This window comes from Agathobaculum sp. NTUH-O15-33, from assembly GCF_033193315.1.
Lineage (GTDB): Bacteria > Bacillota > Clostridia > Oscillospirales > Butyricicoccaceae > Agathobaculum > Agathobaculum faecihominis_A.
Map to the genome: position 1 here is coordinate 2,617,544 of NZ_CP136187.1, position 13,801 is coordinate 2,631,344.

General features: G+C 58.2%; 13 protein-coding genes and 2 tRNA genes. 8 read left to right on the forward strand and 7 right to left on the reverse strand.

Annotated features, from left to right (window positions below; genetic code table 11):
• Position 1: 1 nt before the first annotated feature.
• A complete protein-coding gene (locus RWV98_RS12640; protein ID WP_317861163.1) occupies positions 2-451 on the forward strand; it encodes a hypothetical protein in 450 nt (149 codons plus the stop codon).
• 6 nt (positions 452-457) lie between these two features.
• On the opposite strand, the gene RWV98_RS12645 is transcribed toward RWV98_RS12640, so the two are convergent.
• Together RWV98_RS12645 and RWV98_RS12650 are read right to left on the reverse strand one after the other, a co-directional pair.
• Positions 458-1,543 (reverse strand): NAD(P)-dependent alcohol dehydrogenase, encoded by a 1,086-nt coding sequence (locus tag RWV98_RS12645; protein WP_317861164.1) that lies wholly within the window; start codon positions 1,541-1,543, stop codon positions 458-460.
• A 148-nt stretch (positions 1,544-1,691) separates the two neighbouring features.
• A complete protein-coding gene (locus RWV98_RS12650; RefSeq protein ID WP_317861165.1) occupies positions 1,692-2,876 on the reverse strand; it encodes an MFS transporter in 1,185 nt (394 codons plus the stop codon).
• Positions 2,877-3,094: 218 nt separating this feature from the next.
• Here RWV98_RS12650 and RWV98_RS12655 point away from each other — a divergent pair, with 218 nt between their 5' ends.
• The 4 genes from RWV98_RS12655 (at position 3,095) to gltA (ending at position 7,238) form a co-directional block, all read left to right on the forward strand.
• Positions 3,095-4,015: a helix-turn-helix domain-containing protein gene (locus RWV98_RS12655; protein WP_317861166.1), complete on the forward strand. Its 921-nt coding sequence runs from the start codon at positions 3,095-3,097 to the stop codon at positions 4,013-4,015.
• A gap of 155 nt (positions 4,016-4,170) precedes the next feature.
• Positions 4,171-4,917: an N-acetylmuramoyl-L-alanine amidase gene (locus tag RWV98_RS12660; protein WP_317861168.1), complete on the forward strand. Its 747-nt coding sequence runs from the start codon at positions 4,171-4,173 to the stop codon at positions 4,915-4,917.
• Positions 4,918-5,005: 88 nt separating this feature from the next.
• Positions 5,006-5,848 (forward strand): sulfide/dihydroorotate dehydrogenase-like FAD/NAD-binding protein, encoded by an 843-nt coding sequence (locus RWV98_RS12665; RefSeq protein WP_317861170.1) that lies wholly within the window; start codon positions 5,006-5,008, stop codon positions 5,846-5,848.
• Position 5,849: 1 nt separating this feature from the next.
• Positions 5,850-7,238 (forward strand): NADPH-dependent glutamate synthase, encoded by a 1,389-nt coding sequence (gltA, locus tag RWV98_RS12670; RefSeq protein ID WP_317861172.1) that lies wholly within the window; start codon positions 5,850-5,852, stop codon positions 7,236-7,238.
• A gap of 71 nt (positions 7,239-7,309) precedes the next feature.
• On the opposite strand, the gene RWV98_RS12675 is transcribed toward gltA, so the two are convergent.
• Both RWV98_RS12675 and RWV98_RS12680 read right to left on the reverse strand, forming a co-directional pair.
• A complete protein-coding gene (locus RWV98_RS12675) occupies positions 7,310-8,065 on the reverse strand; it encodes a TMEM164-related integral membrane acyltransferase (protein WP_317861174.1) in 756 nt (251 codons plus the stop codon).
• A gap of 129 nt (positions 8,066-8,194) precedes the next feature.
• Positions 8,195-10,849 carry a cation-translocating P-type ATPase gene (locus RWV98_RS12680; protein ID WP_317861176.1) on the reverse strand — a complete coding sequence of 885 codons (2,655 nt, stop codon included), beginning with the start codon at positions 10,847-10,849 and terminating at the stop codon, positions 8,195-8,197.
• Positions 10,850-11,214: 365 nt separating this feature from the next.
• On the opposite strand from RWV98_RS12680, the gene RWV98_RS12685 reads away from it, so the two are divergent.
• Positions 11,215-11,382: a DUF6774 domain-containing protein gene (locus RWV98_RS12685; protein WP_280963506.1), complete on the forward strand. Its 168-nt coding sequence runs from the start codon at positions 11,215-11,217 to the stop codon at positions 11,380-11,382.
• A gap of 8 nt (positions 11,383-11,390) precedes the next feature.
• Here RWV98_RS12685 and RWV98_RS12690 read toward each other — a convergent pair whose 3' ends face one another.
• The 3 genes from RWV98_RS12690 to RWV98_RS12700 all read right to left on the reverse strand — a co-directional run bounded on the left by RWV98_RS12690 (position 11,391) and on the right by RWV98_RS12700 (position 12,389).
• Positions 11,391-12,128 carry a class I SAM-dependent methyltransferase gene (locus tag RWV98_RS12690; protein WP_317861178.1) on the reverse strand — a complete coding sequence of 246 codons (738 nt, stop codon included), beginning with the start codon at positions 12,126-12,128 and terminating at the stop codon, positions 11,391-11,393.
• Positions 12,129-12,193: 65 nt separating this feature from the next.
• Positions 12,194-12,279 (reverse strand) — tRNA-Leu (locus tag RWV98_RS12695).
• A 25-nt stretch (positions 12,280-12,304) separates the two neighbouring features.
• Positions 12,305-12,389 (reverse strand) — tRNA-Leu (locus RWV98_RS12700).
• A gap of 378 nt (positions 12,390-12,767) precedes the next feature.
• On the opposite strand from RWV98_RS12700, the gene RWV98_RS12705 reads away from it, so the two are divergent.
• Positions 12,768-13,097, forward strand: coding sequence for a helix-turn-helix domain-containing protein (locus RWV98_RS12705; RefSeq protein WP_317861180.1), 330 nt, complete (start codon positions 12,768-12,770; stop codon positions 13,095-13,097).
• Entirely contained in the window at positions 13,081-13,359 is a 279-nt protein-coding gene (locus RWV98_RS12710; RefSeq protein ID WP_317861181.1) for a cupin domain-containing protein, read from the forward strand. The genes RWV98_RS12705 and RWV98_RS12710 overlap by 17 nt, the downstream gene beginning before the upstream one ends.
• Positions 13,360-13,801: the final 442 nt, after the last annotated feature.

Genomic DNA, 13,801 nt, shown 5'->3' on the forward strand with positions numbered 1-13,801 from the left:
TATGAGCAAGCTAAAGGAACAACGGTTGGCCGCCCTGCGCAAGGAACTAAAGCCCGGCGAGCGGGTTGAAGCCGCCGGCGAGTTCAGCGCGGCGCGCGGCGTATGCATCTTTTTTGCCGTCGCCCTGCTTTCCTTTGCCGCGGGACGTATATTCGCCTCGCAGATCGTCGTGCTGATGCTGACCAATCTGCTTTCGATGTGGATGATGGTCGACGCGGCACGCGCGCTGTTTACCGCGCAAAGCTCGTGCGTACTGGTGACCGATCGCCGCGTATTTGGCTCCGCGGGCGACAAGACGTTCAGCCTGACGCACCGCCAGATCAAGCAGATCTACGAGCGCTCCGGCTTGTTCCTCGATTCCGGCGAGGCGCATTCGAGCGTCATGCTGCGCTATCTGTCCAATCAGAATACGGTGCGCGAAGCGCTCGCGCGGCATCGCAAAGCCGCCTGACCCTACTTAATCCTCCACGCGCAGCACGGCTTTGATCGCGTCGCCCCGGTGCGAGGCGGCAAAGGCCGCGTTGATCTCCTCAAACGGATAATAACGGATCAGCCGGTCGACCGGAAACCGCCCCGCGCGGTAATAATCGAGCAGCTTGGGGATAAAGGCTTTCGGCACCGAGTGCCCTTCGCTGACGCCGCGCACGGTTTTTGCGGCAAAGCCTGCGTCCAGTGTGACCGTCGAACCCGCCCCCGCCATGACCAACGTGCCCAAATAGTTCAAAGAATCCAAGCCGGCGCGCAGCATGGGTTCTGCGCCGCTGGTATCGATCGCATAATCGGCCCCGTAGCCCGTGATCTTCCGAATGGCCGCCGCCATATCGTCCGTCTCTTTGCGATTGACGGTATGGGTCGCGCCCAGTTCCGCCGCAAGCGCCAGACTGCGCGGATTGCCGCCGACGGCGATGATTTTTTCACAGCCCGCGATGCGCGCGGCCATAATGGCGCACATGCCCACCGTTCCGCAGCCAAACACCGCGATAGACGAACCGAACGGCGGCTTCAAGCAATTGAGCACGATCCCCGCGCCCGTTTGCACGCCGCAGCCAAACGGCGCGACCAGACCGAAATCGAGATCGTCGTCCACCTTGACCGCATTGCGCGCCTTTACCACACAATGCGTCGCGAACGACGACTGGGAGAAAAACGAAGCGAGCGCTTTGCCGCCCAGCTTCAGCCGCCGCGTGCCGTCCGGCATAACGCCCATAAAATTCAAAGCGCCCATCTCCTCGCAGGCGTAGGGCCGCCCGCCGACACAAGGGCCGCACTTGCCGCACGAAGCATAGGTCATCACCACATGGTCGCCCGGCTCGCATTCCGTCACCGCCGCACCAACCGCCTCGACAACGCCCGCGCCCTCATGCCCCAGCACCGCGGGCAGCGGCACGGGCAGGTGCTGCATCTGCGCCGCCTCGTCGGTGTGGCAAATGCCCACCGCTTTCACCCTGACCAGAATTTCATCCGGTTTGCACGCCTCCAATTCGACGCGCTCGATAGCGAACGGAGCGCCGCGCGCTTTGGTCACTGCCGCACGAATCCACATAAAAATACCTCCTCTTTGTTTTCTTTTTTGGGTGGTTTATTTTTACATGCTTGAAGTGAAAGTATCTGAAAACCGTCCTACCATTTCGTAAACTGTTCCATTCACTATTTCACTCCAGCATGATAAAATAAAAGCGTGTTTTTATAGCTCACGCCGTCTCCCCTGCGTCGCGCGCGGCGGTATGCCGCGCCGAGCGTCCAGCCATCATTAGGCAGCACAGCGTCAGCAGCACATACCCGGCAGCGGCGAGCAGCATCATGCCTCCCTCGGTCGCGATACCGGTCGCGGCGGCTATGGCGCCAAAAACCGGCGCGGACAAAAACTGGCCCGCGTTCGAGATCGCGCCATTGATCCCGAACGCATAGGTTGCCTGTTCAGGCGGCGCCGCTGCGCTGATCATCACCTGTGTCTGCGGCAAAAACCACGCAAGGCCAATGCCGATCAGCACGCTGCCCGCATACAGCACCGCCAGCGTGCCGGACCGTGCGATGATGAAGAACCCCGCCATTGTCACCGCAACGCTGACCGGCAGCATCCAGCTACGCAGCCGCTTATGCAGCGCGCCAAACAGCAAACCGCCCGCAAAGCCGCAGCCGTTGACCACCGAATAAGACAAGCCGGCATGCGACGCGTCGCCCAGCCCGGTATTGGCGACAAACAGAGAAATGTTGTTCGTGTACGCAAAATACAGCACCAAATAAACCAGCGAAAGAAACGCCACGGCAAACACCGCGCCGGGCAGCCGCCCGCGGCTTACCCGCGTCTCCGTTTCGGCCCGCCGCGCGGGACCGCCGTCCGGCAGGCAAATCCAAACGGCAGCCATTACCGGCAGGCCGATCAGATACGCCAAAAAGCAGTACTGCCAGCCGACGACCGACAGCAGCCCGCCCACATAGGTGTAAAACGCGCCGCCTAACATGCCAACCGCCGAGACCAACCCCAATACGGCCGCGCGCTGTCCGCCCTCAAAATGCTCGGCTGCAAGGCTGGCCGTCAGCGGCACAACCAGCCCGATCCCCGCGCCGTACAGGCAGCGCATGACCATGATCACTGGGAACACATGGATGAAGAACGGCGTCAACCCGCCGATCAAAAACAGCACACAAGCGAGCAGCAGCAACTTTTTCTTGCTGATATAGCGGCAGAACACGCTGCTGAACAGCGTGACCGGCGTCTGCACCAGAATGGGCAATGTGATCAGCATCTGCACCAACCGCACCGGCACCTGCGGAAACGCCGCCGCAAGGTCGGCCACACCGGACGCCGTTGCCAGCGCGCCCATCGTCAGCATGGATACCGCGCATAGCGCGGCTTTAATCCGAAGCTTTCCCACCAGACCGCCTCCTGTCCGACAAACTCTAGCAAACCGTTTCTTTGTTTTGATTTTAACGTTTCCCTGTGCCGGCGAACAGGCGATACCCCGCCATAAGTTTCGTGATTTCGTCACTTTCGGCCCGCTCCGACCGGCAATTTCGTCACCTTGCACAAGAATCAGCTACATATTTTTACATGAGATTCGCCGGTTGCACCGGCGGAAAGGATGAACCGCCCATGGATTACACCGTGCTGGATGCATTTGCCGGCATCAATTTAAAAATACCGCTTTTATCCGCCACGCTCACCATTTACGACATCAGCTATTTCACCAATACCCGCTCGACGGATTTCGCGCACAACCATTTCTTTCACGAGATCTATTTGATGCTGGATGGTCAGGCGTCCGTGGTGGTCGATGCCGAGCGGCTGCCGCTTTCCAGCGGCGAGCTGCTGTACCTCGCGCCGGGCGTGACCCACCATTTCGATTACCTGCCCGGCACGGAATTCCGCTACTGCAATTTTGCTTTTGATATCGACTATAAACCCGCCGAACTCAATCTGCCCGAATCCATCAAGGACGAGCGCTTTCTGATTCAGAACATGGGTGCGCACCCTTGGCTGCGCGCGCAGGACGGCTTCGGCTGCCGCGCAGCCGTAGACAGCCTATGCTACTCCCAGCAGACGCACTATATGGGCGATTTCATCAAAATCCGCAACTACATGGCCAATTTTTTCATTTCGGCGCTGCAGGCTTATTCCCCGATTAAGTCCCGGCCGGATTTTATCGAAGCCATTACCCCTGAAAACGAGCGCATTAAAAACCAAACGCTCAAGATCGCGCATTACATACAAACCCACTATACCGACGACCTCTCCATCGAAAACGTATCCCGCGCGCTGAGTTATTCCCCCCGCCATATCCAGCGCATGGTGTCGGGTTATTTCGGCATGTCGTTTTCCAACCTCGTGCTGTGCTACCGCATCGGCCATGCGCAGCACCTGCTGTACCTGACCGATTTGACGATCGAGCAGATCAGCGAGCGCTGCGGTTTTAGCAGCAGCAAAATTTTTACCAGACATTTTAAAGAGCAGCATGGTATGACGCCAACCGAATACCGCCACCAAACGCGCCGCCGAAACGGGCGCGACGGTTAGATAACCCTGAAAACAACGGGTGAAAAAAATATACGGCGAGGCCATTCCCATTTTTTGTTCGGTTTGCCGGGCGGCGCGCGGTCCGGCCGTGACAAGTCGCCGCGCTTGCGCATAGTCTGCTCCTAGGAAACGCTTTTTGTATAGGAGGTTACGCTATGCCCAGCATTTATCTTTCTCCCTCGACGCAAGAGTACAACCCGTATTACGACGGAGGCGGCAGCGAAGAATATTACATGAACCTGATCGCGGACGCGATGGTACCGTATTTGATCTCTTCCGGCATCGAATTCACCCGCAACACGCCGGATATGACCGCGGCGTCCTCTATTCAGGCATCAAACGCGGGTGATTACGACGCGCACGTCGCTCTGCACTCTAACGCCGCGCCGCCCAATCTGTCCGGCCAGCTGCGCGGCACCGATGTTTACTACTATCCCCGTTCCGACCGAAGCCGCCGTTTGGCGGAAATTACCGCGGCTAACCTAAAAGCCCTGTATCCCCTGCCCGATCAGGTGCGCGCCGTTCCCACCACGTCGATCGGCGAGGTCGCCCGCACACGCGCGCCCGCCATACTGATCGAGTTTGCCTACCACGACAACCCGGAGGACGCCGAATGGATCAAGAATAATATCGATGCGCTGGGCCGCAACGTGGTGCTTTCTCTATGCGAGTTTTTCGGCATCCCCTTCGTCGAGCCCGAGCCCATCCGAACGGCCACGGTAGAGGTGGAATCCGGCAACCTGAACATCCGTTCCGCGCCGTCGCTCACCGCCCCGATCATCGGCAAAGCGCCGGACGGCGCGCAGCTTTTCGTGCTAGGCCAGTACGACGGATGGTATGTGGTGCGGTATAACGAGTACGAGGGCTACGTACGCGGAGACTATATTGTGCTAAACTATTAAATTTTGATTGAATATCCCTTGCGTTCAACGACTAGAAACGATATAATATTTCTGTTCGATGCGAAAACGCAAGGAGGTACTTATTGCTGTGTATCAAATTCTGGAAAAGCGGACACTGAACGCAAATACCAAGCTGATGGTGATCGCGGCGCCGCACGTTGCGCGGAAGGCCGAGCCGGGGCAGTTCATTATCCTGCGCGTGGATGAGAACGGCGAGCGCATTCCGCTCACCATCGCGGACTACAACCGGGAAACGGGCGCTGTCACGATCATCTTTCAGGAGGTCGGCGCGACGACCATGGCGCTGGGCGAAAAAAACGTCGGGGATTCTCTCGCCGATTTTGTCGGCCCGCTGGGCCGTGCAAGCGAGCTGGAGGGCCTGAAAAAGGTCGCCGTCGTCGGCGGCGGTCTGGGCTGCGCCATCGCCTATCCGCAGGCGAAAAAGCTGCACGAAATGGGGGCCGAGGTAGATCTGATCGCCGGCTTCCGCTCCAAGGATATTATTATCCTGAAGGATGAGATGAAAAACGCCTGCACCAATCTGCACATCGTCACGGACGACGGCTCGAACGGCCGCAAGGCGCTGGTCACGCAGGTACTCAAGGAACTGATTGACGCGGGCAACCAGTACGACGCGGTCATCGCCATCGGTCCGATGATCATGATGAAGTTCGTATGCGAGACCACCCTCCCCTACGGCGTCAAGACCATCGTGTCCATGAACACCATCATGGTGGACGGCACGGGCATGTGCGGCGGCTGCCGCCTGACCGTCGGCGGCGAGACCAAGTTCGCCTGCGTGGACGGACCGGATTTCGACGGCCATCTGGTCGATTTCGACGGCGCGATGCGCCGCGCGGGCGTGTACAAAGCGCAAGAGACCGCCGCGAAAGAGAAACACCTTTGCAGACTGACCGGGGAGGTGCGCTGACATGCCGAATATGAATCCGAAAAAAATGCCCATGCCCGAGCAGCCGGCAGACGTACGCAACAAGAACTTTGAAGAGGTAACGCTTGGCTACACGCCCGAAATGGCGATCGAAGAAGCGCAGCGCTGCCTGAACTGCAAGAACAAGCCCTGTATCGCGGGTTGCCCCGTACAGGTCAAAATCCCCGAGTTTATCGCGCTCGTGGCCGAGGGCAAGTTCCTTGAAGCCGCGGCTAAGATCAAGGAGACCTCCGCCCTGCCCGCTGTTTGCGGCCGTGTTTGCCCGCAGGAATCCCAGTGCGAGTGCAAGTGCGTGCGCGGCATCAAGGGCGAGCCTGTCGCCATCGGCCGTCTGGAACGCTTCGCGGCGGACTACGCGCGCGAGCACGGCGAGGAAAAGGCGCAAAAGCCCGAACCCAACGGCCACAAGTGCGCCATCGTCGGCGCGGGCCCGGCGGGCCTTACCTGCGCGGGCGATCTGGCGCGCATGGGCTATGCCGTTACCGTATTTGAAGCGTTACATACCGCCGGCGGCGTGCTGATGTACGGCATTCCGGAATTCCGTCTGCCCAAGGCGATTGTTCAGAAGGAGATCGACACGCTGAAGGATCTCGGCGTGGAATTTGTTCTGGACTTTGTCGTCGGTCGTTCGGAGACGATCGACGAGCTGTTCGCGGACGGCTACGAGGCGATCTTCGTCGGTTCCGGCGCGGGCCTGCCCACCTTTATCGGCGTGCCCGGCGAAAACGCCAACGGCGTATACTCGGCCAACGAATACCTCACCCGCATCAACCTGATGAAGGCTTATCAGGAAGGCTCGCCCACGCCCATCCAGCACGCGCACAAGGTCGCGGTAGTCGGCGGCGGCAACGTCGCGATGGACGCGGCTCGCTGCGCCAAGCGCATGGGCGCGGAAGAGGTATACATCGTATACCGCCGCTCCGAAAAGGAGCTGCCCGCCCGTCTGGAAGAGATCGAGCACGCCAAGGAAGAGGGCGTTGTATTCAAGTTCCTCACCGCTCCGCTCGAAGTGCTGTCGGATGAGAACTACAGCGTCACCGGCATGAAGTGCCAGCAGATGGAGCTTGGCGAACCGGATGAATCCGGCCGCCGCCGCCCCGTACCGGTGGAAGGCAGCGAATTTACGCTCGATTTGGACTGCGTGATCGCGGCCATCGGCACCAGCCCCAATCCGCTGATCCGCACGACCACCCCCGGCCTCGATACCAACCGCAAGGGCTGTATCGTCGCGGACGACGAGCACGGCATCACCTCGAAGGATGGCGTGTTCGCCGGCGGCGACGCCGTTACCGGCGCCGCCACCGTTATCCTCGCCATGGGCGCCGGCAAGCGCGCCGCCGCGGCGATGGATGCGTACATTAAGAATAAGTAAACCCGATCACAGCATTTAAACAGCAAGGCCCGCAGTTCGTTATGAACTGCGGGCCTTGCTCAAAATTACGCTTATTCACTATGCCGCACGGAGACGGCGGCGCGGCGGTGCGCGGCGAACGGCAGGTGGATGATAAAGCTCGCTCCCGCGAGCAGCAAAAACGTGATCAGCAGATAGACCGGTCTGCCAAAAGTATGGAAAACCCATACCAGCGGCGTGCCTGCGGGCGGCGCGTAAAGGAACATATAGTTTTCCCCGAAAATGCGGTCCACCCCGCCGACGAGCAACACCAGCGCGAGAAATACGCACAGCACGCGCGGAAACCGGTGCGGATCGGGCCGGTGCAGATCAGCCGTCACCATGGCCAGCGGCACATAGATCAGCAGCATGTGCAAAAGAACGGTCTGGATCGTCTGAAACGACCATAGCGGGTAATAATCCGCCACACCGGCGGGAAACAGAATGCCGAACACACCGCCCAGCAGCGAGGTCGCGTAGACAAAATCCCGCAGGGCCATGGACCCGGAAAAGACCGCCAGCGGAATGAACAAGCTTTGCACCCCGCATAGGTGCAGCGGCAGAAGCTGCACCACCTCGGTCACGCCGGTCAGATAAAGCCATACCGAATGTGAAAGCTCCAATACAGGCACCAGCACCGCCGCCACCCGCACGGGCGTCCACATTTTTTCCCGCGGCAGCCGCCGCGTCATCCAGAGCAGCAGCGCGAGCCCCGCGGCGGCCAGCAGTACCAGCAAAAAATGCCCCGCTCCGAAAAAGGCGAACGCCGAATCGCTCGGCTCGTACGAGCGCACAAAAAATTCCGTCATAATTCCCCTTCCGGCGGCTCCCTCCTACGAGTGCCGCTTCTTTTATCTTTTTTTATCTTTCCTTGCCAGTATAGCACAAAAACAGGGAATTGTGTAGCCTGCCGCCGGAATTTGGCGCAACGCGGACTTTTAACGCGTCCCCCGCCTATTCCACCACTTGACGGCCTCCATCTGCACGATAGAGAGCAGCGCAAGACCGATCACCGCCAGCCACGCCGCCGCAGGCAGCGTGGTGAGCCGGAACGCGCTTTGCAGCGCGGGCACAAACAGGATGCACGCCATCAGCAGCGCCGAAGCCGCAAAGGACACGACGAGCCACGGGTTCGCGCCCTCGGCGCGCACCCAGATCGGCTCGGTGTTGGAGCGCTGGTTGAACGCGCGAAGCATCTGCGACAGCGCCAGCACGGAAAACGCCATGGTCTGGCCCGCCGCGTGGCTGCCCAGCCCGGCGGCGCCGATCCAGTAAGCCGACAGCGTCATCGCGGCGACAAACACGCCTTGCGTGACCACCCGCCGCACCAGATCGCGCTCAAACAGCGTGCCGGATTTGACCGGCTGGTGCTTCATGATATTTTTGCTTGCCGGGTCCACGCCGAGCGCCAGCGCGGGCAATGTTGCCGTTGCAAGATTGACCCATAGGATGTGGACCGCCAAAAGCGGCGCGTCCCAGTTCAGCAAGGTGGCGGCAAACAGCGTCGCGATCTCCGCGATATTGCCCGCGAGCAAAAACTGAATCACCTTTTGGATATTGCGGTAAACACGGCGGCCTTCCTTGATCGCGTAGGCAATGGTGGTAAAGCTATCGTCCAGCAGGATCAGATCGGCCGCGTCCTTGGCAACGTCCGTGCCGGTAACGCCCATGGCCACGCCGATATCGGCCGCGCCCAGCGCCGGCGCGTCGTTCACGCCGTCGCCGGTCATAGCGGCCACCTCGCCGCCACGGCGCAGCGACTTTATAATGCGCAGCTTATCCGCCGGTGATACACGGGCGAACACGGTCGCGGTTTTTACCGCGTCGTCCAGCGCTTCGTCGGTCATCGCATCCAATTCCTCGCCCGATACGGCGGTATCGCCGGGGCGGTAGATCCCAAGCTCCTTCGCGATTGCCAGCGCGGTCACCTTATGGTCGCCGGTGATCATGATCGTGCGGATGCCCGCGGCGCGGCAGGTGCGCACCGACTCGGCGACCTCCTGCCGCGGCGGGTCGATCATGCCCACCGCGCCGACAAAGGTCATATCCCGTTCCACGTCCGCGTCCTCCTCCGGCAGCGCGGGCAGCGTTCGCGTGGCAAAGCCCAATACGCGCAGCGCGCCCGCCGACATCGTGTGACACAGCCGCGCGATATTATCCCTATCCTTTGCCGTGATGGGCCGTACGCCCTGCGCCGTCAGGATACGGGTGCACAGCGGCAGCATTTCGTCCACCGCGCCCTTGGTGTAAGCCGTCCACGCGCCGTCTATCCGGTGTACCGTGGTCATGCGCTTGCGGTCGGAGTCAAAGGGCTGCTCAAATAGGCGAGGGTAGTCGTCCTCCAGCGTCTCATGGTCGATGCCGAACGCGCGCGCCAGCAGGATCAGCGCGCCCTCGGTGGGGTCGCCGATCACCGCGCCCTCGCGGTCGGGGTCAAGGCTCGCATCGTTGCACAGCGCCGCCGCGTATACCAGTTCCCGGTAGACCGCCGGATGGCGGGCCGCGGCCTGTTCGACCGGCGTCGTCCGGCCCGCTTCAAAATCGCCGTTTACCGCAATGTGCGTCACGGTCATGCGGTTGAGCGTCAGCGTGCCCGTTTTGTCGCTGCAAATCACCGTGGCGCTGCCCAGTGTTTCCACGGCGGGCAGCTTTCGGATCAAGGCGTTTTTCTTGGCCATGCGCTGCACGCCGAGCGCCATCACAATCGTAGCCGTGGCGGGCAGACCCTCCGGAATAATGGAAATGGCCAGCGAGATCGCCACCAGAAGCTGCGGAAGCAAGGGCCGCTGGTACAGCGCGCCCACCAAAAAGATCAGCACACACACGATCAGGCCGACCACTGTGAGCGTTTTGCCCACCGCGTCGAGCTTTCTCTTAAGCGGCGTATCCAGCTCATCCTGATTTTCCAGCATGCCCGCAATGCCGCCCACCTCGGTATCCATACCGGCAGCCACCACCACGCCCGCGCCGCGTCCATAAGTAACGATCGACGACGCGTACGCCATATTTGCGCGGTCGCCCAGCGTTGTCTCCGCGGGAAACACTGTTTCCGCGTCCTTTTCCGTGGGCACGGATTCGCCGGTGAGCGAGGCCTCCTGTATGGTCAGGCTTGCGGCATCGGTCAGGCGCAGGTCGGCAGGCACCATATCGCCGTCGCCCAGCAGCACCAGATCGCCCACAACCAATTCGGCCGCGGGAACCATGCTTTCCTCGCCCTCGCGGATGACGCGCGCCGACGGCGCGCTCATGTTTCGCAAAGCATCCAGCGAAGCCTGCGCCTTTTTCTCCTGCACGATGCCGATCACCGCGTTCGTGACGACGATCATAAAGATCACGGCCGCTTCGATCCATTCGCCCAGCACGGCGGAGAACACCGCAGCGCCAATCAAAATGAGCACCATGGGGTCGAGCACCTGCGCCCGCAGCATTTGCAGCACGGTCTTGGGCGGTTTGGCGCGCAGCTCATTGCGCCCGTTCTTTTGCAGTCGTTCCGCCGCCTCGGCGTCGCGCAGGCCGTCTTCGTTGGTCCCCAGTTGTTCCATGACCGCCGCACGCTCGAGCGCGTGCCAAGGCTTTCGTTTGTGATGATCCATTTTGGACTTACCACTCCTTCTTGATGATAAATATAGTTTATATTCTGACCGCCTACTGGCGGAGGTCAGCAAAAAAGAAAAACAAAAAGGCACGACCCGTCGGCCCTTTCAAAAAAGGGCGCAGGTCATGCCTTGATTTAGCATATGATTTTTGAATTACAGCCGGGCGGCCGAAACATCGGTCCGCGTCGCTACTGTCGGCATCGTCCATAGTGGGCGTTCGTTTCCTTTCCAGCGAAATAGATTGTGCCCTATTATATGGGATCGGGCGCGCGCTGTCAAGAGGAAAAACAAATAATTTACAAACATCGGCCCGCGCGGTAAGCCGCCGCCTGTCGGCGCATACGCTATACGGGGTGATTTGGATGGATGGCAACCAACTGGTGGCAGCGGTCACCGCACTGGCGATCTCCATATCGGGCGCGAACACGGCGGCGGATACCGCTATGCTCGGACTGATCTTCACGCAGCTTGGCGATACGCTGGCCACGCTTGCGGCCAAACGCGCGGAAACAGAAACGGACAGTGGATGAAATACTCTTTACCCTTGCTTTTTTGCCGCGACAAGCAGCATCATCGGGCGGCGCAGCTCGTCCCGCATGCCGGGCACCGTGTCCAGCAGCCCCGGCTCCGGCTGGGGCTCCACCAGTCCTGTGACGGCAAAGCCGGTTTTCAGCAGGGTGTTCAGGTAGGTGGTCAGCGTTTTATGGAACTTGGTCACGTGTTCGCCTAGAAAAACGGCGTCCCTCCGGCCTTCTTCAAAGTAACGGTCCACCGGCCAGTGATCGCGGTTTCCCGCCGGGTCATAGCTCCAGTCCTGCGTGCCGTAGGCGGTAAACACCGGATGTTCCACGGAAAAAACAAAATCGCCGCCCGCAGCAAGGCAGTCGCCGACCCGCCGGCAGATATCCCCAAAATCCGGCGTATAGTGAAAGGCCAAAGAACTGATTACCACATCGAAGCTATCCTGCGCAAACGCTATGTCCTCCATGGCCATACGCTGATAGGAAACGCTGGGCGCATGCGTCTTTTCACGCGCGACCGCGAGCATCTTTTCTGAAATATCCGTGCCCAGCACGGAAGCCGCGCCCTGTTCGGCCGCGTAGATGCAATGCCAGCCAAAGCCGCAGCCGATGTCCAGCACGCGCTTGCCCGTAAAATTCGGCAGCAGCTTTTTCAGCTCGTGCCATTCGCCCGCAGCGCTCAGCCCCTCGACCGATCGCGGAAAACGGCTGTATTCTTCAAAAAACTTTTGATCGTCATATTTGTTTTCTTTCATTTTTTACGTACTCCTTAGTGATAAAAAAGAAAGTACCGATATCGTTAAGAAATCGGTACTTTCCTTGGTGCGGATGGGGGGACTTGAACCCCCACGTCCTTGCGAACACTAGCACCTGAAGCTAGCGCGTCTGCCATTCCGCCACATCCGCATATTTTGTTTTCGGGCTTAAGAGGTGGTGCGAGTGACGGGACTTGAACCCGTACGTCGATTGACACACGCCCCTCAAACGTGCCTGTCTACCAGTTCCAGCACACTCGCATTTGCCTGCTTGTCGAGTCGCTTCACTGTCAGCGACAATATGTATTATATCGAAATTGTCCCGACTTGTCAACACAAAATTTCATATTTTTTCATCTGGAATTTTCTTTCAGATCACGCGAGAAATCATCGGGCCGCAAGGCCGCTGAAAGGACAGGCGCAGTCTTCCGGACTTATCACCCGTTGGCTGTTTGCCGATCCGTGCAGACCGCATTGTCCCTTACGGTTTCCTCACTCCTCCCTCCAAATTTTAATATTGGAAAAAATAAGGTTGACATTTCGGAAAACTCCGTTTACTCTGATAGTATAAACATCATCCAGACAGAGAAACCACCCGTATCGCGTATGATTTTTACGTTTAAAATATGGAGTAACAACATGAACCATTTGAAGTTAGAGGATTTGGGCAAACGAATTGCAAAACTGCGGAAAGAAAGGCATATGACACTCAAGCAGTTGTCTGACGCAACGGGCATATCCGTGGGTTTTCTCAGCAAGATCGAAAACGGCGTCTGCAATCCGTCTATCAGCAATGTTCAAAAGATATGCTATGCCATGCAAGTGACGGTCAATGAGTTAACCGCGTTAAAAAAAGAAGACGAACTGCTGAGCACCATTCTCAAGCACGAATCCTACGTATTAAGGAAGGAAAAACCGCTGCCTGATTTATGGCTTTGGCGATACGTTCCGTTTGGAAACGGTCTTTGAAGGCACGCCGGGGTTTAAGGTCAACATCATGACCCTGACCGCCGGAAACTCCGAACAATCGCATTGCATTCAGGCTTACGACAACTTTGCAATCGTCGCAAAGGGCAGCATGAAGATCGATCTGGATGATGGCACGCATTTTATTCTTTGCGAAGGCGACTGTGTCATGATCCGCGCGAAGCAGCAGCATTCCATCACCAATCTGTCGGATGACACCTGTATCAGCTACTGGATTGAAATAAAGGATACCCAAAACCCCTAAAATCCAGCGTTTTCCATCACTTTTCATAGGAACAGCCCCCGCGGACATCGCATGTCTGCGGGGGCTGTTCCTATTTTTTGTAGCGGTTCCGTTTTGTTCTTAAAGGAAAACTTTCTTATTTTCTATTTATTAAGAAACATTTTTCGTATTTATCTATTTTTTATCCAATATTTTTTACAATCTTGCAGCGTTTTCAACAATTTTTATAGTTCGATTGTTACTATTACACAAATTATACTTGACACTTCATTTCAATATGGTAAACTTCAATACATCAGATGATGTCTATATATTTTCTTTTAGGAAAACAAAACTGGAAATTTCAAAAGAAAAGCTGGCGAAACAGCTCCATACAACTTGATACCGATCTGATTTAAGCGAAAGAAGGTGTTATCGTATCTCCCAACCGCCATGCAGATCCATGTAAATCAAGGGGCACACC

Bases quoted from the DNA above. Each gene is read 5' to 3' on its own strand.
- RWV98_RS12640 (WP_317861163.1), top strand. From the start codon at position 2: ATGAGCAAGCTAAAGGAACAACGGTTGGCCGCCCTGCGCAAGGAACTA.
- RWV98_RS12645 (WP_317861164.1), bottom strand. From the start codon at position 1,543: ATGTGGATTCGTGCGGCAGTGACCAAAGCGCGCGGCGCTCCGTTCGCT.
- RWV98_RS12655 (WP_317861166.1), top strand. From the start codon at position 3,095: ATGGATTACACCGTGCTGGATGCATTTGCCGGCATCAATTTAAAAATA.
- RWV98_RS12660 (WP_317861168.1), top strand. From the start codon at position 4,171: ATGCCCAGCATTTATCTTTCTCCCTCGACGCAAGAGTACAACCCGTAT.
- gltA (WP_317861172.1), top strand. From the start codon at position 5,850: ATGCCGAATATGAATCCGAAAAAAATGCCCATGCCCGAGCAGCCGGCA.
- RWV98_RS12675 (WP_317861174.1), bottom strand. From the start codon at position 8,065: ATGACGGAATTTTTTGTGCGCTCGTACGAGCCGAGCGATTCGGCGTTC.
- RWV98_RS12680 (WP_317861176.1), bottom strand. From the start codon at position 10,849: ATGGATCATCACAAACGAAAGCCTTGGCACGCGCTCGAGCGTGCGGCG.
- RWV98_RS12685 (WP_280963506.1), top strand. From the start codon at position 11,215: ATGGATGGCAACCAACTGGTGGCAGCGGTCACCGCACTGGCGATCTCC.
- RWV98_RS12690 (WP_317861178.1), bottom strand. From the start codon at position 12,128: ATGAAAGAAAACAAATATGACGATCAAAAGTTTTTTGAAGAATACAGC.
- RWV98_RS12705 (WP_317861180.1), top strand. From the start codon at position 12,768: ATGAACCATTTGAAGTTAGAGGATTTGGGCAAACGAATTGCAAAACTG.